Below are 23902 nucleotides of genomic sequence, written 5' to 3' on the forward strand. Positions count from 1 at the left end.
AGAGCGAATACCAACCGAAAGTGAGGTTGCAGGGTTCCCCTGCAACATAGAATCTCCCACAATGGAATGCTTTTCAAATGTGGGAGCGAGCTTGCTCGCGAATGGTTTTCAGACCGAATCGGGATAATGGCATTCAGCCAATTCTCCAGTGAACGAATCCCCTCAAACCAGCGTCATACCCCTCCTTGAGCTAGCGTAGGAAAACTACCGCTTGGCCGTGCGATTAGTCCTTAGCGCCCTATCCATGTTTAACTTGAACGTTCATTCAAGTTAAACCGGTGGTTCGCTGCCCGCTCACAACAGGAGGCTTGCCTTTGCTGAGTCCGATCATTTCAGCCACGTTTCAACCCCTCGAGGTGCACCGTTCATGAGTGCATCGTCCACCCCCGCCAGCGGTCTGGTACGCATGAATCCGCCGGTGTTCTACTTCGCCGCGACGGTCATTCTGCTGTTTGGTCTCGTTGTCATCGCCATGCCGGAGCAGGCTGGAGCCTGGTTGCTGGCGGCACAAAACTGGGCGGCCAATACGGTCGGCTGGTACTACATGCTCGCGATGACGCTGTATCTGGTCTTCGTGGTGGTCACCGCGTTATCGGGCTACGGCAAGATTAAACTCGGTGCCGACCACGACGAACCCGAATTCAGTTACCTGTCCTGGGCCGGCATGCTGTTTGCCGCCGGGATCAGCATCACCCTGTTTTTCTTCTGTGTGTCCGAGCCGCTGACGCATTTGGCCCAACCGCCGCAAGGCGAGGCCGGTACTGCCGATGCGGCGCGCCAGGCCATGCAGATCCTGTTTCTGCACTGGGGCCTGCACGGCTGGGGCGTGTTCGCCTTCGTCGGTATGGCCCTGGCGTACTTCGCCTACCGGCATAACCTGCCGCTGGCGCTGCGTTCGGCGCTCTACCCGCTGATCGGCAAGCGCATCAACGGCCCCATCGGTTATGCGGTGGACGGCTTCGGCATCATCGCCACGGTGTTCGGTCTGGGCGCCGATATGGGCTTCGGTGTGCTGCACCTCAACTCCGGTCTCGACTATCTGTTCGGCATCGCCCACACCCAGTGGATTCAGGTCGGCCTGATCACGCTGATGATGGGTGCGGCGATCATTGTCGCCGTCTCCGGCGTCGATAAAGGCGTGCGGGTGATGTCCGACATCAACATGCTGCTGGCCTGTGCGTTGCTGCTGTTCGTGTTGTTCGCCGGTCCTACCCAGCATCTGCTCAACACCCTGATCCAGAACCTTGGCGACTACCTCGGCGCCTTGCCGATGAAGAGTTTCGACCTCTATGCCTACGACAAGCCAAGCGACTGGCTCGGTGGCTGGACGGTGTTCTACTGGGCCTGGTGGATCGCATGGTCGCCGTTCGTGGGCCTGTTCATCGCACGGATTTCCCGTGGCCGGACCATCCGTGAGTTCGTCTTCGGTGTGTTGCTGATTCCGCTGGGTTTCACCTTGGCGTGGATGTCGATCTTCGGCAACAGCGCCATCGATCAGGTGCTCAACCACGGCATGTCGGCACTGGGCATGTCGGCCCTCGACAATCCGTCGATGAGCCTTTACCTGCTGCTGGAAACCTACCCATGGAGCAAGACCGTCATCGCTGTGACGGTGTTCATCAGCTTCGTGTTCTTCGTCACCTCGGCCGACTCCGGCACCGTGGTGCTCTCGACCCTGTCGGCCAAGGGTGGCAGCCCGGACGAAGACGGGCCGAAGTGGCTGCGGGTGTTCTGGGGCGCGATGACCGCGCTGATCACCAGTGCGCTGCTGTTCTCCGGCAGCATCGATGCGCTTAAGTCGGCGGTGGTGCTGACCTCGCTGCCGTTCTCTTTGATTTTGTTGCTGATGATGTGGGGGCTGCACAAGGCGTTCTATCTGGAGTCGCAGAAACAGATCGCGCAACTGCATTCGCTGGCCCCGGTGTCCGGCTCACGCCGCGGCAAGGGTGGCTGGCGTCAGCGCCTGAGCCAGGCCGTGCACTTCCCGTCGCGCGACGAGGTGTACCGCTTCATGGACACCACGGTGCGTCCGGCGATCGAAGAAGTGACGGCAGTGTTTGTTGAAAAAGGCCTGAATGTGGTCACCCAACCGGATCCGGCGCATGACAACGTCAGCCTGGAAATCGGCCATGGCGAGTTGCATCCGTTCATCTACCAGGTGCAGATGCGTGGCTACTTCACGCCGTCGTTTGCGCGCGGTGGCATGGGTTCCAAGCAACTCAATAATCGCCGCTACTACCGCGCTGAAGTGCACTTGAGCGAGGGCAGTCAGGACTACGATCTGGTGGGTTACACCAAGGAACAGATCATCAACGACATCCTCGACCAGTACGAACGCCACATGCAGTTCCTGCATCTGGTGCGTTGATCGGCCGCTGGGCGTCGGGACGTTTTACGACTCGGCGCTCAGCACCATGAACAACACCAGCGCCGCCATCGGCACTCCGAACACCGCACTGCCCACCGCGATTTCCGACCCCAGCGGCTGCCCGGCATGCACCACGCCCACCGCGCCATTGATCACCGTCAACGCCAGCCACAGCGCGGCGAAGCTGTAGGCCAGGGTCTGCCGACTGAAGCCGATACGCTCGCCGATGTACAGCATCAGGGCGAGCAGGACCAGGCCGAAGAAGATGATGATGGCGGTGTGCATGGCGAGTTCTGCCTAGTAGATGGATATCGCCTGATAGACCTCTATCGCGAGCAGGCTCACTCCTACAGTGAACGCGGTTGCGCACAAATCCTGTGGCCAACCGCATTCCTTGTAGGAGTGAGCCTGCTCGCGACAGGGCCACCTCGGTGTTAACTAGAGCATAGCCAATCCAGCCCCCGTCATCTTCGTCAGGTGCTCTCGCGTTCGATGACTTGGCACTGCAGTAAATTCAGCCGCTGCACCTCATCGCTCGGTAATACCCCAAGGCTTTCCAATACTCGCGTTGCCGCCAGCACGCCTATCTCCAGTGCCGGCGGTTTGATCGTGCTCAGGCTCGGCAACAGCATCTCGGCGAAAGGATAATCGCCGAAGCCGAGGACGGCGCAGTCTTCGGGGATCTTCAGGCCGGCGCGTTGCCCGGCGAGCAGGCCGCCGGCGGCGAGGTTGTCGTTGGCGAAGATGATTGCCTCGGGGCGGGGAGAGGCGTTCATCAGCGCCTCCATCGCTTGCTTGCCGGCCTCGAACGGCGCGCGGTCGGCGTCGGGGGCGAACACCCAGGGTTCAAGTCCGAACTCGCGCACGGTGGCGGCGTAACCGTCGCGGCGTTCCAGTGCACTGAGGTCGCCGGGGGCGCTATTCTGGACGAAGGCAATGCGTCGATAGCCTTTATCATGCAGATAACGCGCAGCGGTCGCGCCGACCTCGTAATGCGAAAAGCCGATCTGCATCGGTTCGCGATCCGGCTGGTAATCCCAGGTTTCGATCACGGGAATGTCCGCCTCGGCGATCATCTTTTCCGTGCCCGAACTATGGAAGTGGCTGGTCAGCACCAACGCTGCCGGCGACCAGCCGAGAAACGCCCGCACGGCGTTTTCTTCCTGTTCGGTGCTGAAGTAACTCGACGCTAACAGCAGTTGATAACCGTGGCGGCTGAGGGTGTCACTGAAGCCCTGAATGGTATTGGCAAAGATCGGCCCGGAGATGTTCGGGATCACCATGCCAACGATTTTGCCCCGCGATGAAGCCAGCCCGCCAGCCACCAGATTCGGCACGTAACCCAACTCGGCGACTACTGCCGCAATTCGCTCTCGACGCTCGGGCGAGACCGACTCCGGTTGGTTGAAATAACGTGACACGGTGATTGCCGATACACCGGCCTGGCGCGCCACCGCATTCAGGGTCACGCGTCCGGCGCCACGGCGTTTGCGGGGCTTTTCCTGGCTCAAGTCTCGATCCTTCTTAAAAACCAAAACGCATATAAAAGTAATTTTTCAGTATTGGACGCTCTATATGCAGCTTGCCAATACTGGCGATGGTAGCGCTAACAAAGCGCGCTGTCTGCTACTCGCTCGAGCGAATGCCCAAGACACCGATTCAGGCGCTGTCGTCGCAGAACGGCAGCGGTTCAGGGCCAATTTCGAGCGGGCAAACATGCACAACATTCCTGGGGCGACACACACACTGGCGCAATCGATTCGCGCCGCTGGCTGGATTTTTACCGGGCTGGCGGCGTTGCCGCTGGCCGATGCGCTGGCCGCTGACAGCAGCGATCAGGAGCCGACTCTCAAGTCGGTGACAGTCACCGCCACCCGCCGCGAGGAGTCGCTGCAAAAGGTCCCGGTGGCGGTCTCGGTGATCGAGGGTGAACAGCTGGAGCGCGACAACCGCAACGGCGTGGCGAGCATCGTCCAGCAAGTGCCGTCGCTGAATTTCCGCACCGGCGCGTCGAACAAGGACACCTCGTTGTTCGTGCGTGGCGTCGGCACGATTTCTACCTCTCCAGGCGTCGAGCCAACGGTGGCCACGGTGATCGACGGCGTGGTCTATGCGCGTCCCGGTCAATCGACCCTCGATCTGCTGGATCTGGAGCGCGTCGAAGTCCTGCGCGGCCCGCAAGGCACGCTGTTCGGCAAAAACGCCTCGGCCGGCGTGCTCAACATCACCAGCAAGGCGCCGACCAACGAGACCCACGGCTACATCGACCAGTCGTACTACAGCGGCAACGAAAGCCGCACCCGCTTCGGCATCGGCGGCAGCCTGATTCCGGACACACTCAAGGGCTCGATAAGCACTTTGTTCGGCACTTACGACGGCAACGTCGATAACCAGCACAACGGGCAGGAGGTCAACGGCTACAACCATCGCGGCGTGCGCGGCAAACTCGAATTCACCCCAAATGACGACGTCACCTTCACCTTGATCGCCGACTACATGCAGTCCCATGACGACGGCCCCAACGGCGTCGTCAGCAAGTCGCTGACCCCGGCATTCGCCAACGCGCTGAGCCCGGTCTACGCCAGCAGCCATAACCGCGACATCAACACCGACACCCGCAGCCACGTCGAGGACACCAACAAAGGCCTGTCCGGCCAGCTCGACTGGCAACTGGGCGATTACACCCTGACGTCGATTACCGCATGGCGCGGCTGGGACAACACGCAGTATCAGGACGGCGACCGTCTCGGCACCGTGACGGCAGCGTTCCCCGGCACTGCCGACAAGGGCGATCTGGCCTTCGACCAGTACTCGCAGGAGCTGCGTCTGGCCTCGCCGAAAGGCGAATTTATCGAGTACGTTGGCGGCCTGTTCTACATGCACGGCAAGGACGACGAGACGTATCAACGCACCTTGACCACCACCACGCGCACCGACCGTGGTGTCGCCGATTACAGCACCACCAGTGACAGCTACGCCGCGTTCGGCGAAACCACGCTGAACTTCACTTCCGCCTTCCGTGGCATCGCCGGCCTGCGCTACACCCACGATGAGCTGGAATACGATCACCGCCGCGTCTCGACGTCGGCGACCACGGTCAGCGGCATTCAACCGGCGACCCGCAGTTCCGGTTCGGTGGACGAGGACGGCTGGTCCGGTCGTCTCGGCGTGCAGTACGACCTCAGTGATGCCGTCACCACGTACCTGACCTATTCGCGCGGCTACAAAGGCCCGGCCTACAACGTGTTCTTCAACATGCAGCCGCGTGACACCGAGGCGCTGAAACCGGAAACCTCCAACACCTGGGAGGCAGGGATCAAGGCCACGAGCTGGAACAACCGGCTGACCACCAACCTTGCGGTGTTCCACAGCGACTACGACAACTATCAGGCGAACTTTTTCGACACCGTTGCCGGGCAAGTAGTGACGCGCCTGATCAACGCCGGCAGCGTCAGCACCGAAGGCGTCGAACTCGATTACGCCTTGCAAGCGACCCAGCAACTCAAGCTCTCCGGGGCACTGGCTTACACCCGTGCACGCATCGATCAATTCAGCTGCCCGGCGGGTGCGGCGGCGTCGTGCAACGTCAATGGCAAGCCGCTGCCGTTCAGCCCGGACTGGAAAAGCTACGTGCGCGCCGACTACAGCATTCCACTGGACAACGGTCTGGATATCGAACTGGGCACCGACTACAGCTGGCAGAGCGAAGTGCAGTACGACATCAGCCAGAACGCCGACACCAAACAAGGCGCCTACGGCATCTGGAACGCCAGCGTCGCGCTCGCCGATTACACCAACGGCTGGCGCGTGGCGCTGCTGGGCAAGAACCTCGCCGACAAGTCCTATTCGCCCCTGCTCGCCAGCGGCGGCAGCTACATCTACCGTGCCGTGCCACGGGATGACGAACGCTACTTCGGCGTGCAACTGCGCAAGGATTTCTGAGATGAGCAGACAGTTGAAACTCGGCGCGTTTCTCATGGCCACCGGGCACCACGTCGCCGCGTGGCGTCACCCGCAGGTGCCGGCCAATGCCGGCCTGGATTTCGCCCACTACAAGCGTCTGGCGCAGATTGCCGAGGCGGCAAAATTCGACACGCTGTTCGTCGCCGACAGCGTTGCCGCGCCGACCCAGGACATCGCCAGCCGCATGGCGCGCTCCGATCACTTCGAACCGCTGACCCTGCTCTCGGCCCTCAGCGCGGTCACCGAGCACATCGGTCTGATCGCTACGGCCACCACCAGCTACAACGAGCCGTACCATGTGGCGCGTAAATTCGCTTCACTCGATCACCTGTCCGGCGGGCGCGCGGGGTGGAATCTGGTGACCTCGGACAATGCCGCCGAAGCGCTGAATTTCGGTCGCGACGAGCACATCGGTCACGCCGAACGCTACAGCCGCGCCCGCGAGTTTCATCAGGTGGTCACCGGGCTGTGGGACAGTTGGGAAGACGATGCGTTTCTTCGCGACAAGGCCAGCGGCACGTATTACGACCCGTCGAAGCTGCATGTGCTGGATCACGTCGGCGAGCACTTTCGGGTGAAAGGCCCGTTGAACGTCGCCCGTTCACCGCAGGGGCAACCGGTGATCGTGCAGGCCGGCTCTTCTGAAACCGGGCGTGAACTGGCAGCGCAAACCGCTGAGGTGGTGTTCACCGCGCAGACCTCGCTGGCCGGCGCACAGGCGTTTTACGCCGATCTCAAGGGGCGTCTGGCCAAGTACGGGCGCAGTGCCGATTCGCTGAAAATCATGCCGGGGGTTTTTGTCGTCGTCGGGCAAACGGAAGCCGAAGCACAGGAAAAATGTGAAACGTTTCAGCAATGGGTCGAACCGGAGGTTGGCGTCGCCTTGCTTGGGCGTATGCTGGGCAACTTCGACCTGTCGAAGTACCCGCTGGACGGGCCGTTGCCGGCGTTGCCGCTGACCGACAGCGGGCAGCAGAGCCGGCAGAAATTGCTCACTGAACTGGCGGGGCGGGAGAACCTGACGCTCGCCGAACTCGGGCGCAAGATTGCCGGCGGACGCGGGCATTACAGCCTGATCGGCACCCCGGTGCAGATCGCTGATCGCTTGCAGGAGTGGTTCGAACAGGGCGCGGCGGATGGTTTCAACGTGTTGGTGCCGCACCTGCCGGGCGGGCTGGAAGACTTTGCCCATGGCGTGGTTCCGGAACTGCAGCGGCGTGGGCTGTTCAGAACCGAGTATGAGGGGCGGACCTTGCGCCAGAACCTGGGCCTGGCCCGACCCCAAAACAGATTTGTGTAGATCACTTTTTGTGGCGAGGGAGCTTGCTCCCGCTGGGCTGCGAAGCCGCCCCAAAGACCTGCAGCCGCATTCATTCAGGCAATTCACGATGGATGGATTTGCGCTTGCTGCGCAACCGAGCGGGAGCGAGCTCCCTCGCCACAGGTTGGGATTCACCCTCAATTTGCTGTCAATCAAACAAGAGAGGATTCGATGACTTATACCGCTGCCGAAAACCGCTACGACTCCATCCCTTACCGCCGCGTCGGCCGCAGCGGTCTGATGCTGCCCGCGCTGTCGCTGGGCCTGTGGCACAACTTTGGCGACAGCACGCCGATCGACACCCAGCGCGCCTTGCTGCGCACCGCGTTCGATCTGGGGATCAACCACTTCGACCTCGCCAACAACTACGGCCCGCCGTACGGCAGCGCCGAGATCAATTTCGGTCGCCTGTTGCGTGAAGATTTCAAGCAGTACCGTGATGAGCTGATCATCTCCAGCAAGGCTGGTTGGGACATGTGGCCTGGTCCTTACGGGCAGGGCGGTGGCTCGCGTAAATACGTGCTGGCCAGCCTCGATCAGAGCCTGCAGCGTCTGGGCCTGGACTATGTGGATATCTTCTATTCGCACCGCTTCGACCCGGACACCCCGCTGGAAGAAACCGCCAGCGCCCTCGCCACCGCCGTGCAACAGGGCAAGGCGTTGTACATCGGCATCTCGTCGTACTCCGGGGTGAAAACCCGCGAGATCGCCGCGCTGCTCAAAGAGTGGAAAGTGCCGTTGCTGATTCATCAGCCGGCGTACAACCTGCTCAATCGCTGGGTGGAAAAAGACCTGCTCGACACCACCGACGAACTCGGCGCTGGCGTCATCGCCTTCACCCCGCTGGCGCAGGGCTTGCTGACCGACAAATACCTCAACGGCGTGCCGGCGGATGCGCGGGTCAATCGTCCGGGCGGTGGCTCGTTGCAGGCTTCGCACTTGTCGGAGGACAACATCGCGCACGTGCGCGCGTTGAACGAAATCGCCAAGCGCCGTGGCCAGAGCCTGGCGCAACTGGCATTGGCCTGGACCCTGCGTGATCTGCGGGTGACCTCGGCCCTGATCGGCGCGAGCCGGCCGGAGCAGATCATCGAGAACGTCGGGGCGTTGAACAACCTGAGTTTCAGTGCTGAAGAATTGGCGGAGATTGACCGGTTTGCCCAGGAGGGTGGGATCAATCTTTGGGAGAAGCCTTCGACGGCTGAGTAATCAGTAAAGCAAAAGATCGCAGCCTGCGGCAGCTCTTACAGAGGAACGCGTTCCAATGTAGGAGCTGCCGCAGGCTGCGATCTTTTGATCTTAAAAGTAAGGCACATCCCCCAACACCGTAGCCCGCTGCATCACCCGTCGAGCCGGGCGGTAATCATCCACCGCGTAATGCTGGGTCACGCGGTTGTCCCAAAACGCAATGTCGTCTTTCTGCCAGCGCCAGCGAAGGGTGAATTCGGGGCGCGTCGTGTGAGCGAATAGAAACTTCAGAATCGCCTCGCTCTCGGTTTCCGACAGCTCGTTGATCTTCGAGGTGAAGCCTTCGTTGACGAACAACGAACGGCGGCCACTCACCGGGTGGGTGCGGATCACCGGGTGCGACAACGGCGGATTCTTGCGCCGCGCCTCTTCCCACTGCGCCAGGGCATCTGGCGTATTGCCGTAGCGCTCCAGCGGAAACGAGCGGGTGAAGTCGTGAGTCGCGGTCAGCCCTTCGAGCAAGGTTTTCAGCGGCGCCGACAGCGCTTCATACGCAGCGATTCCGCTGGCCCACAACGTGTCGCCACCGAACTCCGGCAGCAGCTTGGCGCTGAGTACCGCGCCCATCGCCGGGGTTGGCAGGAAGGTCACGTCGGTGTGCCAGATCGCGTTGTCGCGCACGTCGGTGACGGCGGTGTCGAGGATCAGCACTTCCGGCTGCTCCGGCACGTTCGGGTAGATCGGGTGAATGTGCAGGTCGCCGAAGTACGCGGCGAAACGCGCCTGTTGTGATGGCTCGATCGGCTGGTTGCGGAAGAACAGCACTTGGTACTTGAGCAGCGCCTGCTCAATGGCGTCGCGCTGTTCCAGGTTCAACGGCTGGCTGATATCGACGCCGCTGATCTGTGCGCCGAGGGCTGAGCTTAATGGGGTGATATTGAGGCTGCTCATGGTCTTTCTCTTCGAATTCGGGGTTCAAGCTTTTGTAGGAGTGAGCCTGCTCGCGATTGCAGGCTGACAGTCAACGCTGTGGTGAATGACACACCGCAATCGCGAGCAGGCTCACTCCTACAGGGGATCCACATCAAATTTGTCAGTGTGCCTGGCCGTGCCACGGCACCAGTTTGCGCTGCAGGGCGCGCAGGCCCATTTCCATGGCGAACGCGATCAGGGCGATGACCAGAATCCCCAGCACCACCACATCGGTAACCAGGAACTGCGCGGCCGACTGCACCATGAAGCCCAACCCACTGGTGGCGGCGATCAGTTCGGCGGCGACCAGCGTCGACCAGCCAACCCCCAGACCAATGCGCACGCCGGTGAGAATGTCCGGCAGGGCGCTGGGCAAAATCACGTGGCGGATCAGCTGGGCGCGAGTGGCGCCCAGCGACTGTGCAGCACGCAGTTTGGCCGGGTCGACGGTGCGCACGCCAGTCGCGGTAGCGATGGCAATCGGTGCGAAAATCGCCAGGTAGATCAGCAGCACTTTCGACAACTCACCGATGCCGCACCAGATCACGATCAGCGGCAGATATGCCAGTGGCGGAATCGGCCGGTAGAACTCGATCAGCGGATCGAGCACACCACGGGCGATACGGTTGGCGCCGATGGCAATGCCCACCGGCACAGCGGTCAGAATCGCGAAACCGAGGCCCAGGCCAATGCGGCTCAGGCTCGCGCCCAGGTGCTGCCACAAGGTCGAATCCATGTAGCCGGTGGTTACCAGCAACCAGCCTTTTTGCAGCACGGCGGACGGTGGTGGCAGGAACAGTGGCTCGATCAAACCGCTGGCGGTCACTGCCCACCAGATCACCAGCAAGACGAACAAGGTCAGCAGGCTGATCCAGCGCGTGCTGAGGCTGCGGCGCACGGGAATCGCCACCGATGGGGTTTTCACCGCCGGAGCGGAAACGTCGTAACTGCTCATGCGCGCTCCTGCCGCTGAACGGCGCTGCGTTGCGAGAACACTTTGCTCAGCACGTGCTCGCGGGTTTCGATAAACCGCGGGTCGGACTTGATCGCCCGAGCCGATTCACCGGCGGCGTACCGCTGACCGAAATCCAGGTGCAGACGCTCGACGATCTGCCCCGGATTCGGCGCCAGCAGAATCAGGTCAGTGGCGAGGAACACCGCTTCTTCGATGTCGTGGGTAATCAGGAACACCGGTTTGGCGGTGCGCTGCCAGACTTGCAGCAGCAGCTCCTGCATCTGTTCGCGAGTGAACGCGTCGAGGGCGCCGAAGGGTTCGTCCATCAGCAGCACGCGCGGGTCGGCGGCGAGGGCGCGGGCCAGGCCGACGCGTTGTTTCTGGCCGCCGGAGAGCTGCCAGATACGGCGATTTTCAAAGCCTGTGAGATCGACCAGCGCGAGCATTTCCCGGGCGATTTTTTCGCGCTTGTCCTTGGAGACGCCGGCCAGTTCCAGGCCGAAAGCGACGTTGGCCAGCACGTCCTGCCAGGGCAGCAGAGCGTCGTCCTGGAACACCACGCCACGTTCGGCGCTCGGACCTTTGACCGGCTCGCCGTCGAGGGTGATGCGCCCGGCGCTGGGTTCGACGAAGCCGGCAATCAGGTTCAACAGCGAGGTCTTGCCACTGCCGGACGGGCCGAGGGCGACCAGTAACTGCTGAGGCCCGAGGGTCAGGGAAATGTCCGCCAGCACAGGTTCCAGGCTGCCGGGATACTGTGCGCTGATGCGCTCCAGCTGTAGCAAGGCCATCGCGGTTACCTCCCGATCAGTGGGTGATGTATTTGGCGCTGACGTACGGTGCGTAGTCCGGCAGTACGGCTTCGACCTTGCCTTGCTCCTTGAGGAACGCGGCGGTGTCGGTGATGGCCTTGGTGGTTGGTGTGCCGAGGGTGATCACTTGATCAGCCGCCAGCGGGTAAACATTGCCTTGCAGCAACAGCGGAATGTCGCTGGCCTTGGCGCCGGAGAGTTTCACCAGTTTGTCGACGTGGGACTGATCGGCGAGCCAGGCTTTTGGATCCTTGCGGTAGTCGGCGTAGGCGTCGAGGGTGACCTTGGCGAACGCTGTGACGATGTCCGGGTGCTTCTCGGCGAAGTCCTTGCGCACGATCCACGCATCGAACGTCGGCGCACCGAATTTGGCCAGTTCGCCGGAGGTGATCAACACCTTGCCGTTTTCCTTGGCGACACCGAGGGCCGGGTCCCAAACGTAAGTGGCATCGATGTCACCGCGTTTCCACGCGGCGATAATCGCTGGCGGGGCAAGGTTGAGTACGGTGACTTTCGACGGATCGATGTTCCAGTGCTTCAGCGCCGCGAGCAGGCTGTAGTGACCGGTGGACACGAACGGCACGGCGATTTTCTTGCCGACCAGATCCTGCGGGGTCTTGATGCCGGAACCGTCGCGAGCGACCAGTGCTTCGGCGGCGCCGATCTGGGTGGCGATGAGGAAGGTTTCCACCGGGACCTTGCGGGTGATGGCGGCGGTCAGCGGGCTGGAACCGAGGTAACCGATCTGCACGTCACCGGAGGCGATGGCGGCGATGATGTCGGCGCCGTTGTCGAACTTGCGCCAGCTGATGTCGGCCTTGGTGGCTCGCTCGTAAGCGCCATCGGCCTGCGCGACTTTCGCCGGGTCAACGGTGGTCTGGTAAGCGACGGTGAGGTCGGCGGCCTGCGCCAGAAAGCTCGCAGCAGCCAGCGAGGCCACGGCCAGCAGGCGAAGCGGGAAATTCAGTTTCATGGGGGAGTGCTCCAAATCAGGCGACCGACGATCGGCGTGAAAGGAGACTAAATGATCTAAGAAACTAAAAATAAATAACTTTTTAGACTTAGCTTATGAGCGGAAAAATCTAAAGGATCAAAAGATCGCAGCCTGCGGCAGCTCCTGCATGGGATCGATGTTGATCCTGTAGGAGCTGCCGCAGGCTGCGATCTTTTTTATCGACAACGCTTAATTGCTGATCGCCAGAATGCTCGCCTGATACGACCCGACAAACACGTCGAAATCGCCAACCTCGTTCTGCTCCAGCTCCGCTTGCTGTGCCAGCGACGAACGTGCCAGCGCCTCAAACTTCGCTTGTTCATCGGCGCTCAACGGCTCACTGCGGAAGAATTCAGCATGCGCCTGGCTCTGACGCAGGGAGAATTGCGCGAAGCTTTCCTTGTGCTCGGCCATCGCGGCCAGCACCTGCGCCGACGGAGTCAGGGACGGGTTGCTGACCTTGGCCAGTTGTGCGTCCAGTGCCTTGCTGTGCGCCTCGCCGCCATGGCTCTGATCGAGCAGGGCTGCCAGCGGAGCGATTTTTTCCAGCAGTTCGCCTGCCCATTCCTTGAGGTCGACCGCCTGACCGTCGCGCTGCAATTGCAGGCCCGGACGGCGACCTTCCTTGACCACGCTGAGGAAGTTCGAAGTGGCGTTGCCGCACGTGGTATTGGTCAGCAGCGGACTGTCGTTCAGCGCGCAATACAGCAGGAACGCGTCGAGGAAGCGCGACTCGGTGACGTCGATACCCATCGGCAAGAACGGGTTGATGTCCAGGCAGCGCACTTCGACGTACTGGATGCCACGGGCCATCAGCGCTTGGATCGGCCGCTCGCCGGTGTAGGTCACGCGTTTCGGGCGGATGTTGGAGTAGTACTCGTTTTCGATCTGCAGGATGTTGGTGTTCAACTGAACCCATTCGCCATCCTTGTGCGTGCCGACTTCAACGTACGGCGCATACGGCGTGGCCACGGCTGTGCGCAGGCTGTCGGTGTAGCTCGCCAGATCGTTGTAGCACGGCGTCAGACCGGCCTGGGCGTTGCTCTGGTAACCGAGGTCGCTCATGCGCAGGCTGGTGGCGTACGGCAGGTACAGGGTGTCCGGATCCAGCTGTTCCAACTGGTGCGAACGGCCGCGCAGGAAGCCGGCGTCCAGTGCCGGCGAGGCGCCGAACAGGTACATCAGCAACCAGCTGTAGCGGCGGAAGTTGCGGATCAGCGCGATGTAGGACGACGACTGGAAATCACGGTCGGTGCCGACGAAACCCTCGGCTTCGCGCAGCAGTGGCCAGAGCTTTTCCGGCAGGGAAAAGTTGTAGTGAATCCCGGCGATGCACTGCATGGTCTTGCCGTAACGCAGGGCCAGGCCCTTGCGGTAGACGTACTTGAGCTGACCGATGTTGGAGGTGCCGTAATAGGCGATCGGGATGTCTTCCTCGGCCGGCAACGGGCACGGCATCGATGGACTCCACAGGTACTCGTTGCCGAGCTTGCTGTAGGCGAAGCGATGAATCTTGTCCAGGCTCGCCAGGGTGTCAGCCGGGTCGGGCAGGGCGGGCGTGATGAATTCCAGCAGCGACTCGGAATAGTCGGTGGTGATCTGTTCATTGGTCAGCGCGGAACCCAAGGCTTCCGGGTGCGGCGTTTGCGCCAGTCGACCTTCGCTGGTCACGCGCAGGCATTCACGTTCGATACCGTGGAGGCACTGTTCGAGCAGAGAGAGGTTGGCGCGCTCGCCGAGCAGAGCCAGGCGGCGGTTGAGAAGTTCGCTCAATTTGGATTCCTTCACGCGTCAGTCGCCCCAATATGGGGGTGGGCAGGACGGTCTACAAGGGTGAAGTTGAAACTGGCGTTTTCGCCTGGTTTTTAGCGGCAGGCCATTTGCCGGTCGGTCAAGAACTGCACAATCCCTGTGGGAGCATCTGTGGCGAGGGGGCTTGCCCCCGTTGGGTTGCGAAGCAACCCCAAAATCTCTGAGTTTCCAAAATTTTTGTGAGTGCCAAGCACTCAAACGGGGGCGAGCCCCCTCCCCACAGGTGCTCCCCACAAGGTTCGTTGCGCCGAAATTAACTCAAATTGATGACGACAAGCTACAGCACAGCGAACGTGCCTTGCGCTTTTGCGACCAGTTTGTCGCCCTGCATCACGTCGGCCTCGACCACCAGCGTGCGGCGGCCTGGGTGGATCACCCGGGCCGTGCACATGACCTCGCCGTCGGAGACGGCGCGGATATAGTTGATCTTGCACTCGATGGTCGCGCTCTGCTGATCGAAGCCGTGAGTGCTGGAACAGGCCAGCCCCATGGCGATGTCGACCAGACTGAACAGCGCGCCACCGTGCAACTTGCCGCCACGGTTGCGCAGTTCGGGTTCCAGCACCAGGGCGACTTGCGCCACCCCGGTTTCCAGGCTGTGCAGGCGGCAGCCCAACAGCTTGAAAAACGCGCTCTCGACGAGCCCGGCCGGAATTTCCATCAACGTTTCTTCAACTGCTTGGCGTTGGCGAACAGCGAAGCCATGGCGTTGTTCACCGGCGCTGTGGTAGCCGTTTCCTTGCGCGGCGCGTTGCCCGAAGACTGGCGCGGTGCCGAGCCCGGACGTGAGCCACGGGCACCGTCGATTTTCTCGCCCGGGGTGTCGCTCATGCGCATCGACAGGCCAACGCGTTTGCGCGGGATGTCGACTTCCATGACCTTCACTTTCACCACGTCACCGGCCTTCACCGCTTCGCGTGGGTCCTTGATGAACTTCTCCGACAGCGCCGAGATGTGCACCAGACCGTCCTGATGCACGCCGATGTCGACGAATGCACCGAACGCGGTCACGTTGGTGACGACACCTTCGAGGATCATCCCCAGTTGCAGGTCTTTGAGGTCTTCGACGCCTTCCTGAAACTCGGCGGTCTTGAACTCTGGACGCGGGTCGCGGCCCGGTTTTTCCAATTCTTGCAGGATGTCAGTGACGGTTGGCAGACCGAAGGTCTCGTCGGTGAATTTCTTCGGATCCAGGCGCTTGAGGAACGCGGCATCGCCGATCAGCGAGCGAATGTCGCGGTCGGTTTCAGCGGCAATGCGCTGCACCAGCGGATAGGCTTCCGGGTGAACGGCCGAGGAATCCAGCGGGTTGTCGCCGTTCATCACGCGCAGGAAGCCTGCCGCCTGTTCGAAGGTTTTTTCACCCAGACGCGCGACTTTCTTCAGCGCCGCACGGGTTTTGAACGCGCCGTGTTCGTCACGGTGGGCGACGATGTTCTGCGCCAGGGTCGCGTTGAGGCCGGAGATCCGCGCCAGCAATGCCACCGAAGCGGTGTTCACATCGACGCCGACGGCGTTCACACAGTCTTCGACCACCGCATCCAGACCGCGCGCCAGTTTCAGCTGCGACACGTCGTGCTGGTACTGGCCGACGCCAATGGATTTCGGATCGATCTTCACCAACTCCGCCAGTGGATCCTGCAGGCGGCGGGCAATCGATACCGCGCCACGGATCGACACGTCCAGATCCGGGAATTCCTTGGCCGCCAGTTCCGACGCCGAGTACACCGATGCGCCCGCCTCGGACACCATGACCTTGGTCATCTTCATCGCTGGATATTTTTTGATCAGCTCGATCGCCAGTTTGTCGGTTTCGCGGCTGGCGGTGCCGTTGCCGATCGCGATCAGGTCAACCGAGTGCTTGGCGCACAGGGCGGCCAGGATCGCGATGGTCTGATCCCACTTGTTGTGCGGCACGTGCGGGTAAACCGTGGCGTGATCCAGCAGTTTGCCGGTGGAATCCACCACCGCGACCTTGCAGCCGGTACGCAGGCCCGGGTCGAGGCCCAGGGTCGCGCGTGGGCCGGCCGGAGCGGCCAACAGCAGGTCGTGCAGGTTGTGGGCGAAAACGTTGATCGCCTCGGTTTCGGCGCCGTCGCGCAGCTCGCCGAGCAGGTCGGTTTCCAGGTGGGTGTAGAGCTTGACCTTCCACGTCCAGCGCACCACTTCACCGAGCCATTTGTCGGCCGGGCGGTTCTGGTTCTGGATGCCGAATTGCTGGCCGATCATGCCCTCGCACGGGTGCATGGTGCCCGGCAGTTCGTCGCCGACTTTCAGCGCAGAGCTGAGGATGCCTTCGTTGCGACCACGGAAAATGGCGAGCGCGCGGTGCGACGGCATGCTTTTCAGCGGTTCGTCGTGTTCGAAGTAGTCGCGGAACTTGGCGCCTTCTTCTTCCTTGCCGGCGATGACGCGGGCGCTGATGGTCGCTTCCTGCTTGAGGAAGTTACGCAGCTTTTCCAGCAGGCTGGCGTCTTCGGCGAAGCGCTCCATCAGGATGTACTTGGCGCCTTCGAGCGCAGCCTTCACATCGGCCACGCCTTTTTCGGCGTCGACGAAACGTGCGGCTTCGGCTTCCGGGGTCAGGTTCGGGTCGTTGAACAGGCCGTCTGCCAGCTCGCCGAGGCCGGCTTCCAGGGCGATCTGGCCCTTGGTGCGGCGCTTCTGCTTGTACGGCAGGTACAAGTCTTCGAGGCGGGTCTTGGTGTCGGCGAGCTTGATGTCGCGCTCAAGGGCTGGGGTGAGTTTGCCTTGCTCTTCGATGCTGGCGAGGATGCTGATGCGCCGTTCGTCGAGTTCTCGCAGGTAGCGCAGACGCTCTTCCAGATGACGCAGTTGGGTGTCATCGAGGCTGCCGGTGACTTCTTTCCGGTAACGGGCGATGAAGGGAACGGTAGAGCCTTCATCGAGTAGCGCGACGGCCGCTTCGACCTGTTGCGGGCGTACGCCGAGTTCCTCGGCGATGCGGCTGTTGATGCTGTCCATAAAACCACCTGACATATTGTGAAAGCAGGCTCGCAGGCACGGAAATAAAGGCCCGGAGTCTGGTTGAGCGGCTAGAAAATTGCCGCTGCCTGGGTCAAAAGGCTCCCCATTGACCCGTGAAATCGAACAATTACTGCGCAGGCCCGGAAAAAATCGCGGCCACCTGCGGTAACGATTCAGACGTTGCCTGGCACAAAACGCCGCGCATTATAACCAGCGTTCTGTCATTCGGGGGTGTAGCAGTCTGTAGGCATAAACCCCGGTTTTCTGGCAGTGAAGGAAAAATCTGCTAACAATGCACACGGTGCGTATAACGGCAGCTACGCCATAATGCGCGCCGAGCTAAAAGGAGCATCCAATGAGCAGCACTGTAAATAATGCTGAAGGCGAAAAAATTCTTATTGTTGACGACGATCCGGGTCTGAGCAGCCTGCTGGAACGTTTTTTCGTCAGCAAGGGCTACCGTGCCCGCACCGTACCGAACACCGAGCAGATGGATCGTCTGCTGTCGCGTGAAGTGTTCAACCTGGTCGTTCTCGACCTGATGCTGCCGGGCGAAGACGGTCTGACCGCGTGCCGCCGTCTGCGTGCCGCGAACAACCAGATTCCGATCATCATGCTCACCGCCAAGGGCGATGAGATGAGCCGTATCAAGGGCCTGGAACTGGGCGCCGACGATTACTTGGCCAAACCGTTCAACCCGGACGAGCTGATGGCTCGGGTCAAGGCAGTACTGCGTCGTCAGGCCGCGCCGGTGCCGGGTGCGCCGGGCAGCGAAGACGAAAATGTCACCTTCGGTGATTACGTATTGTCGCTGGCGACCCGCGAATTGAAGCGTGGCGACGAAGTGCACATGCTCACCACTGGTGAGTTTGCGGTACTCAAGGCCCTGGTGATGAACGCGCGTCAGCCGCTCACCCGCGACAAACTGATGAACCTGGCCCGTGGCCGCGAGTGGGATGCCCTGGAGCGTTCCATCGACGTGCAGATTTCCCGTCTGCGCCGGATGATCGAACCCGACCCGTCCAAACCACGCTACATCCAGACTGTCTGGGGCGTGGGCTACGTGTTCGTACCGGATGGCACCGCCACCAAGTGATCGGTGATTTGTAGGAGCGGGTCTGCAGGGTGGTCGATTGACCGTGTCCACAGACTCGCGATCCGCAATATGCGAGCATGGCTCGCTCCTGCAAGTGTGTAACGGTTAGCGATGAAAACCCCCGTCTGGTTCCCCCAAAGTTTTTTCTCCCGCACCCTTTGGCTGGTGCTCATCGTCGTGCTGTTTTCCAAGGCGCTGACCCTGGTTTATCTGTTGATGAACGAGGACGTGCTGGTGGATCGCCAATACAGCCACGGCGTCGCTCTGACGTTGCGCGCCTATTGGGCCGCCGATGAGGAAAACCGTGCAAAGATTGCTGATGCTGCAACCCTGATCCGGGTGGTCGGCGCCGGTGTGCCGGAAGGCGAGCAGCACTGGCCGTACAGTGAAATCTATCAGCGCCAGATGCAGGCGGAGCTGGGTGCCGACACCGAAGTGCGTTTGCGCATGCATTCGCCACCGGCGTTGTGGGTGCGCGCACCGAGCCTCGGTGATGGCTGGCTGAAAGTGCCGTTGTATCCGCATCCGCTGCGCGGGCAGAAAATCTGGAACGTGCTTGGCTGGTTCCTGGCGATCGGTTTGCTGTCGACCGCGTCGGCATGGATTTTCGTCAGTCAGCTCAACCAACCATTGAAGCGTCTGGTGTATGCCGCACGGCAACTCGGCCAGGGCCGCAGCGTTCGTCTGCCGATCAGTGACACACCGAGTGAGATGACCGAGGTGTATCGCGCCTTCAACCAGATGGCCGAAGACGTTGAGCAGGCCGGTCGCGAGCGCGAGCTGATGCTGGCAGGGGTGTCCCACGACTTGCGCACGCCGCTGACCCGCTTACGGCTGTCACTGGAGCTGATGGGCGATCGCAATGACCTGACTGACGACATGGTGCGCGACATCGAAGACATGGACGCGATTCTCGACCAGTTCCTCGCGTTCATTCGTGATGGTCGCGACGAGTCGGTAGAAGAGGTGGACCTGAGCGATCTGGTGCGTGAGGTGGCAGCGCCGTACAACCAGAATGAAGAGAAAGTACGTCTGCGTCTGGAACCGATCCAGCCGTTCCCGCTGCGTCGGGTGTCGATGAAGCGTCTGCTCAATAACCTGATCGGCAACGCCCTGAACCATGCTGGCAGTGGTGTCGAGGTCGCGGCCTATGTGTCCGGTGACACCAGCGCGCCGTATGTGGTGCTGAGTGTGATGGACCGTGGCGCGGGGATCGATCCGTCGGAGCTTGAGGCGATCTTCAACCCGTTCACCCGTGGCGACCGCGCGCGGGGCGGCAAGGGTACCGGGTTGGGGTTGGCGATCGTGAAGCGGATTGCGTCGATGCATGGCGGCAATGTCGAGCTGCGCAACCGGTCCGGGGGCGGGCTGGAGGCGCGGGTAAGGTTGCCGTTGGGGTTGATGCTTCCTCGGGATGCGGTATAGAAGCAGCTACAAGCTACAAGCTACAAGCTACAAGCTACAAGCGGCAAGCAAGAGCGACTTTACTTGTCGCTTGGGGCTTGCCGCTTGAAGCTGGCTTTAGCCCTTGCCTTTGGTACGGGTCATATTCGGCCCGCCATTCTTCTCAAGGTGCTCGATGATGATCCCCGCCACGTTCTTGCCGGTGGTGGTCTCGATCCCTTCCAGGCCCGGTGACGAGTTCACTTCCATCACCAGCGGCCCGTGATTGGAACGCAGGATATCCACACCCGCCACTGCCAGGCCCATGACTTTGGCCGCACGCAACGCGGTCATGCGTTCTTCCGGGGTGATCTTGATCAGACTGGCGCTGCCGCCGCGGTGCAGGTTGGAGCGGAACTCACCCGGTTTGGCCTGACGCTTCATCGCCGCGATCACCTTGTCGCCGACCACGAAGCAGCGGATGTCCGCGCCGCCGGCCTCCTTGATGTATTCCTGGACCATGATGTTCTGCTTCAGGCCCATGAACGCCTCGATCACCGACTCCGCTGCCGTCGCTGTTTCGCACAGCACCACGCCGATGCCCTGGGTGCCTTCCAGCACCTTGATCACCAATGGCGCGCCGTTGACCATGTCGATCAGGTCGGGAATGTCGTCCGGCGAGTGGGCGAATCCAGTTACCGGCAGGCCTATGCCGCGACGCGACAGCAGTTGCAACGAACGCAATTTGTCCCGCGAGCGGGCGATGGCCACCGATTCGTTGAGCGGAAACACCCCCATCATTTCAAACTGGCGCAACACCGCGCAGCCATAGAACGTCACCGACGCGCCGATCCGCGGGATCACCGCGTCGAAGCCTTCCAGCGGTTTGCCGCGGTAGTGGATCTGCGGCTTGTGGCTGGCGATGTTCATGTAGGCGCGCAAGGTGTCGATCACGACCATTTCATGCCCGCGTTCGGTGCCGGCTTCGACCAGACGACGGGTGGAATACAGACGCGGATTCCGCGACAGCACAGCGATCTTCATGCAACACCTGTGGAGGAGGTAGATACCGGGAACACCGGCTTGTCTTGTACATATTTGATGCCCGGATTGACCACCAGCTGGCCGTCGATCAAGGCTTTGGAACCGAGCAACAGGCGATAGCGCATGGACTTGCGGCAGGCGAGGGTGAACTCGACGGCCCACACCCGATCACCAAGGGCCAGGGTGGTGCTGATCACGTAGCGCACCTGGGCCTGGCCGTTGGAGCTTTTAATGGTTTTGCGCGTGACCAGCGGTGCTTCGCAGCGCCGGTGACGCAATTGCACGACCGTGCCCAGGTGCGCGGTGAAGCGCACCCACTTCTCGCCGTCGCGTTCGAACGGCTCGATGTCGGTGGCGTGCAGACTGGAGGTGCTGGCGCCGGTGTCGATTTTCGCCCGCAGGCCGGCGACTCCCAGATCCGGGAGCGCCACCCACTCGCGCAGACCGACAACGGTCAAATGGTCAAATGTCTTCAAAGGTACTCAACCGGCAGAAACCGCTCGGACCGCGTACGGCCGAATTCGCGGTATTCACGCAGAATAATGGTTAAAAGGCGACAGATATCTACGGCCCGGATCGCCGACGCCAACAGCAGGCGTCGGGTGGTGCGCATTGTAATCCGGGACGGCGTAATTCATGGCACGACAGAAACGGTAGTACAGTTCATCAATATTTCAGAATGAGGAAATTCCATGGCACAAAAAAGCGAAGAGGACGACAAGGTCCGTCTCGATAAATGGTTGTGGGCGGCGCGTTTTTATAAAACCCGAGCCTTGGCCAAAGCCGCCATCGAGAGTGGCAAGGTGCATTGCCGAGGGGAGCGCTGCAAGCCTGGCAAAGAGCCACGCATTGGCGACGAATTCCAGATTCGCACCGGTTTTGAAGAACGTACGGTGAAGGTTGAAGCCTTGTCGATCGTGCGTCGCGGCGCACCCGAGGCGCAGGCGCTGTATACCGAGACCGAGGCCAGTGTTGCCAAGCGTGAAGCGGCTGCGGCGATGCGCAAGGCCGGGGCGTTGAGCGTGAGCACCGACGGCAAGCCGAGCAAGAAGCAGCGGCGGGATCTGTTTAAATTTCGTGGTAGCAGTAACGACAACTAGTTTGCGTCGAACACCATTGTGGCGAGGGAGCAAGCTGCCTCGCCACAGGTATTGCACATAACTGTCAGTTTGTAGCGGACACCACACTCATCCGCGAAACCACCGGCAGCTTGCCCAGCAGCGCGAAAATCGGCGCGGTTACCTTCATCCAGAAATTCGCCGCGTGATAGGCAAACGGCGTGTAGTAACCCCAGCCCAACGCCCATACCGCCAGCAGCATTCCGCCGATGTAATCGTCCTGGCCCCAATGCGCGCCGGCCACCAGACGCGGCAGCATGAACAGCAGCGTCAGGCCCCACACCGTCAGGAACTGGCCGGCCGTGCGACTGAACACGCCCATGAACAGCGCCCAGATCAGCAGCACCGAAGCGTGGTCACCGGGGAAGCTCTGGCTGGAGCGATCCTTCAGCTCCCAGGCTTTTTCCAGATGTGGAAAGTAGTCACTGAGGTGCACCGCACCCTCAAGCACCATCGACGGACTGCTGTGCTGCCAGTCCATGGAATCGGCGAATTTGGAAAACAGCGCGCGGATGACCACCATCAGCAGCAGAATCGAGAAAAAACCAAAGAACGCGCGACGTACGTCAATGGCCTTGAACACCCAGTCGCCCTTGATCAGCAGCGTCAGCAGGATCAGCCCGACAACGATGTCGAACGGGCGCAGACTTGCAATTGCCCAGATGTGGAGCCATATGGGGTTGCTGGCCAGTGGTGCATTGAGTGAGCGGAACAGCCACTCGTCGAAAATCACACACAGCATCTGACCCGTAGGCCATAACCAGAAAGCCAGTAGCGCCAATGGCACTACGTTACACAGAACCAGCCGGCCGAGGTTCCACCTTGATTGGAACAAACCCGGATTGTTCATAAAATGCCTCCCGTGGCAGAACATTTGGCACCAAAATGGGTGCCAGGAAGCGCAAATTTTCACGTTTTGTAACCATTTTGTCATCTCATTCAGATACCCAGACCTATGACCGATCTCCCGGATACCGATTACACCCAACGCTTCATCTTCGATGACAGCGACACTCGCGGCGAACTGGTGGCGCTGGAGCGCAGCTACGCCGAAGTCCTCGCCAAGCACCCGTACCCGGAGCCGGTCGCGCAGTTGCTGGGCGAACTGATGGCGGCCGCCTCGTTGCTGGTGGGCACCCTGAAATTCGATGGCCTGCTGATTCTGCAGGCGCGCTCCGAAGGCCCGATTCCGCTGCTGATGATCGAATGCTCCAGCGAGCGCGAGATCCGTGGTCTGGCGCGTTACAACGCCGAGCAGATCGCTGCGGATGCGACCCTTGCCGACCTGATGCCGGGCGGTGACCTGACCCTGACTGTCGACCCGACGATCGGCCAGCGTTATCAGGGCATCGTCGACCTTGATGGTGAAACCCTGTCGGAATGCTTCACCAATTATTTCGTCATGTCGCAACAGGTCGGCACGCGCTTCAAGCTGTTCGCCGACGGCCGTCGTGCCCGCGGCATGCTGCTGCAGCAACTGCCGGCCGACCGTCTGAAAGACGAAGAAGAGCGCGCCGCCAGCTGGCAGCACATCACCGCACTGGCCAGCACCCTGACCGCCGATGAATTGCTGAGCCTGGACAACGAAACCGTCCTGCATCGCCTCTACCACGAAGAGCAAGTGCGCCTGTTCGATGTGCAGAACCTGCGCTTCCGTTGCAGCTGCTCTCGGGAACGCTCGGGCAATGCGCTGGTCAGTCTGGGACTGGAAGATGCGCAGGCACTGGTGGCCGAACGCGGTGGCGAAGTCGAGATCGATTGCCAGTTCTGCAACCAGCGGTACCTGTTCGATGCGGCCGATATTGCTCAATTGTTCGCTGGCGCGGGCGTCGACACGCCGTCAGATACCCGGCACTAAAACGGTTCAGCGCAGGTAAATTCACTGCGT

20 protein-coding genes are annotated in these 23902 nt (G+C 61.2%); 8 read left to right on the forward strand and 12 right to left on the reverse strand.

The genetic code is table 11. From position 1 onward, the window contains the following. The first annotated feature begins 406 nt into the window (after positions 1–406). Entirely contained in the window at positions 407–2368 is a 1962-nt protein-coding gene (gene betT, locus NN484_RS13490; protein ID WP_164747836.1) for a choline transporter BetT, read from the forward strand. Between the two features lie 24 nt (positions 2369–2392). Here the strand turns inward: betT and NN484_RS13495 are convergent, their stop codons facing one another. Both NN484_RS13495 and NN484_RS13500 read right to left on the reverse strand, forming a co-directional pair. After that, a complete protein-coding gene (locus tag NN484_RS13495) occupies positions 2393–2653 on the reverse strand; it encodes a hypothetical protein (protein ID WP_127648506.1) in 261 nt (86 codons plus the stop codon). Positions 2654–2841: 188 nt separating this feature from the next. Further along, entirely contained in the window at positions 2842–3879 is a 1038-nt protein-coding gene (locus tag NN484_RS13500) for a LacI family DNA-binding transcriptional regulator (protein ID WP_215501171.1), read from the reverse strand. A gap of 205 nt (positions 3880–4084) precedes the next feature. Between NN484_RS13500 and NN484_RS13505 the strand changes: the two genes are divergently transcribed. The 3 genes from NN484_RS13505 to mgrA all read left to right on the forward strand — a co-directional run bounded on the left by NN484_RS13505 (position 4085) and on the right by mgrA (position 8861). Continuing rightward, positions 4085–6310, forward strand: a complete 2226-nt coding sequence (locus NN484_RS13505) for a TonB-dependent receptor (protein ID WP_274659251.1) — start codon at positions 4085–4087, stop codon at positions 6308–6310. A 1-nt stretch (position 6311) separates the two neighbouring features. Continuing rightward, a complete protein-coding gene (locus tag NN484_RS13510; protein WP_274659253.1) occupies positions 6312–7631 on the forward strand; it encodes an LLM class flavin-dependent oxidoreductase in 1320 nt (439 codons plus the stop codon). A 192-nt stretch (positions 7632–7823) separates the two neighbouring features. Beyond that, positions 7824–8861, forward strand: coding sequence for an L-glyceraldehyde 3-phosphate reductase (gene mgrA, locus NN484_RS13515; RefSeq protein WP_274659254.1), 1038 nt, complete (start codon positions 7824–7826; stop codon positions 8859–8861). Between the two features lie 90 nt (positions 8862–8951). On the opposite strand, the gene tauD is transcribed toward mgrA, so the two are convergent. The 7 genes from tauD to NN484_RS13550 all read right to left on the reverse strand — a co-directional run bounded on the left by tauD (position 8952) and on the right by NN484_RS13550 (position 17370). Then, positions 8952–9791 (reverse strand): taurine dioxygenase, encoded by an 840-nt coding sequence (tauD, locus tag NN484_RS13520; protein WP_274659255.1) that lies wholly within the window; start codon positions 9789–9791, stop codon positions 8952–8954. Positions 9792–9933: 142 nt separating this feature from the next. After that, positions 9934–10767, reverse strand: a complete 834-nt coding sequence (gene tauC / locus NN484_RS13525) for a taurine ABC transporter permease TauC (RefSeq protein ID WP_274659256.1) — start codon at positions 10765–10767, stop codon at positions 9934–9936. Beyond that, a complete protein-coding gene (tauB, locus tag NN484_RS13530; RefSeq protein ID WP_274659257.1) occupies positions 10764–11558 on the reverse strand; it encodes a taurine ABC transporter ATP-binding subunit in 795 nt (264 codons plus the stop codon). The genes tauC and tauB overlap by 4 nt, the downstream gene beginning before the upstream one ends. A 16-nt stretch (positions 11559–11574) precedes the next feature. Next, a complete protein-coding gene (gene tauA, locus NN484_RS13535) occupies positions 11575–12552 on the reverse strand; it encodes a taurine ABC transporter substrate-binding protein (protein WP_215501178.1) in 978 nt (325 codons plus the stop codon). Between the two features lie 210 nt (positions 12553–12762). Continuing rightward, positions 12763–14346 (reverse strand): glutamate--cysteine ligase, encoded by a 1584-nt coding sequence (gene gshA / locus NN484_RS13540; RefSeq protein WP_215501179.1) that lies wholly within the window; start codon positions 14344–14346, stop codon positions 12763–12765. Positions 14347–14662: 316 nt separating this feature from the next. After that, positions 14663–15046, reverse strand: a complete 384-nt coding sequence (locus NN484_RS13545) for a PaaI family thioesterase (protein WP_053116527.1) — start codon at positions 15044–15046, stop codon at positions 14663–14665. Further along, positions 15046–17370 carry a Tex family protein gene (locus NN484_RS13550; protein WP_215501180.1) on the reverse strand — a complete coding sequence of 775 codons (2325 nt, stop codon included), beginning with the start codon at positions 17368–17370 and terminating at the stop codon, positions 15046–15048. The genes NN484_RS13545 and NN484_RS13550 overlap by 1 nt, the downstream gene beginning before the upstream one ends. A 358-nt stretch (positions 17371–17728) precedes the next feature. Between NN484_RS13550 and ompR the strand changes: the two genes are divergently transcribed. Then, positions 17729–18469, forward strand: coding sequence for an osmolarity response regulator transcription factor OmpR (gene ompR / locus NN484_RS13555; RefSeq protein ID WP_064585484.1), 741 nt, complete (start codon positions 17729–17731; stop codon positions 18467–18469). 111 nt (positions 18470–18580) lie between these two features. After that, on the forward strand, positions 18581–19894 hold the full coding sequence (locus NN484_RS13560) for an ATP-binding protein (RefSeq protein WP_003220639.1): 1314 nt from the start codon (positions 18581–18583) through the stop codon (positions 19892–19894). Positions 19895–19990: 96 nt separating this feature from the next. Here NN484_RS13560 and rimK read toward each other — a convergent pair whose 3' ends face one another. Next, positions 19991–20896: a 30S ribosomal protein S6--L-glutamate ligase gene (gene rimK / locus NN484_RS13565; RefSeq protein ID WP_007949201.1), complete on the reverse strand. Its 906-nt coding sequence runs from the start codon at positions 20894–20896 to the stop codon at positions 19991–19993. Next, positions 20893–21372 (reverse strand): retropepsin-like aspartic endopeptidase RimB, encoded by a 480-nt coding sequence (gene rimB, locus NN484_RS13570; RefSeq protein WP_003220644.1) that lies wholly within the window; start codon positions 21370–21372, stop codon positions 20893–20895. The genes rimK and rimB overlap by 4 nt, the downstream gene beginning before the upstream one ends. Positions 21373–21588: 216 nt before the next feature. Here rimB and NN484_RS13575 point away from each other — a divergent pair, with 216 nt between their 5' ends. Next, complete coding sequence (locus tag NN484_RS13575) at positions 21589–21996, forward strand: RNA-binding S4 domain-containing protein (RefSeq protein ID WP_215501181.1); 408 nt, start codon at positions 21589–21591, stop codon at positions 21994–21996. Positions 21997–22060: 64 nt separating this feature from the next. On the opposite strand, the gene NN484_RS13580 is transcribed toward NN484_RS13575, so the two are convergent. Continuing rightward, positions 22061–22864, reverse strand: a complete 804-nt coding sequence (locus NN484_RS13580) for a phosphatase PAP2 family protein (protein WP_215501182.1) — start codon at positions 22862–22864, stop codon at positions 22061–22063. Positions 22865–22969: 105 nt separating this feature from the next. Here NN484_RS13580 and hslO point away from each other — a divergent pair, with 105 nt between their 5' ends. Next, positions 22970–23872 (forward strand): Hsp33 family molecular chaperone HslO, encoded by a 903-nt coding sequence (gene hslO, locus NN484_RS13585; RefSeq protein WP_127648519.1) that lies wholly within the window; start codon positions 22970–22972, stop codon positions 23870–23872. Positions 23873–23902: the final 30 nt, after the last annotated feature.

The sequence above is a fragment of the Pseudomonas serboccidentalis genome, assembly GCF_028830055.1.
Lineage (GTDB): Bacteria > Pseudomonadota > Gammaproteobacteria > Pseudomonadales > Pseudomonadaceae > Aquipseudomonas > Aquipseudomonas serboccidentalis.

Excerpts from the sequence above, each read along its gene's own strand:
- betT (WP_164747836.1), top strand. The coding sequence starts at position 407 with ATGAATCCGCCGGTGTTCTACTTCGCCGCGACGGTCATTCTGCTGTTT.
- NN484_RS13495 (WP_127648506.1), bottom strand. The coding sequence starts at position 2,653 with ATGCACACCGCCATCATCATCTTCTTCGGCCTGGTCCTGCTCGCCCTG.
- NN484_RS13505 (WP_274659251.1), top strand. The coding sequence starts at position 4,085 with ATGCACAACATTCCTGGGGCGACACACACACTGGCGCAATCGATTCGC.
- NN484_RS13510 (WP_274659253.1), top strand. The coding sequence starts at position 6,312 with ATGAGCAGACAGTTGAAACTCGGCGCGTTTCTCATGGCCACCGGGCAC.
- mgrA (WP_274659254.1), top strand. The coding sequence starts at position 7,824 with ATGACTTATACCGCTGCCGAAAACCGCTACGACTCCATCCCTTACCGC.
- tauD (WP_274659255.1), bottom strand. The coding sequence starts at position 9,791 with ATGAGCAGCCTCAATATCACCCCATTAAGCTCAGCCCTCGGCGCACAG.
- tauC (WP_274659256.1), bottom strand. The coding sequence starts at position 10,767 with ATGAGCAGTTACGACGTTTCCGCTCCGGCGGTGAAAACCCCATCGGTG.
- tauB (WP_274659257.1), bottom strand. The coding sequence starts at position 11,558 with ATGGCCTTGCTACAGCTGGAGCGCATCAGCGCACAGTATCCCGGCAGC.
- tauA (WP_215501178.1), bottom strand. The coding sequence starts at position 12,552 with ATGAAACTGAATTTCCCGCTTCGCCTGCTGGCCGTGGCCTCGCTGGCT.
- NN484_RS13545 (WP_053116527.1), bottom strand. The coding sequence starts at position 15,046 with ATGGAAATTCCGGCCGGGCTCGTCGAGAGCGCGTTTTTCAAGCTGTTG.
- NN484_RS13550 (WP_215501180.1), bottom strand. The coding sequence starts at position 17,370 with ATGGACAGCATCAACAGCCGCATCGCCGAGGAACTCGGCGTACGCCCG.
- ompR (WP_064585484.1), top strand. The coding sequence starts at position 17,729 with ATGAGCAGCACTGTAAATAATGCTGAAGGCGAAAAAATTCTTATTGTT.
- NN484_RS13560 (WP_003220639.1), top strand. The coding sequence starts at position 18,581 with ATGAAAACCCCCGTCTGGTTCCCCCAAAGTTTTTTCTCCCGCACCCTT.
- rimK (WP_007949201.1), bottom strand. The coding sequence starts at position 20,896 with ATGAAGATCGCTGTGCTGTCGCGGAATCCGCGTCTGTATTCCACCCGT.
- NN484_RS13575 (WP_215501181.1), top strand. The coding sequence starts at position 21,589 with ATGGCACAAAAAAGCGAAGAGGACGACAAGGTCCGTCTCGATAAATGG.
- NN484_RS13580 (WP_215501182.1), bottom strand. The coding sequence starts at position 22,864 with ATGAACAATCCGGGTTTGTTCCAATCAAGGTGGAACCTCGGCCGGCTG.
- hslO (WP_127648519.1), top strand. The coding sequence starts at position 22,970 with ATGACCGATCTCCCGGATACCGATTACACCCAACGCTTCATCTTCGAT.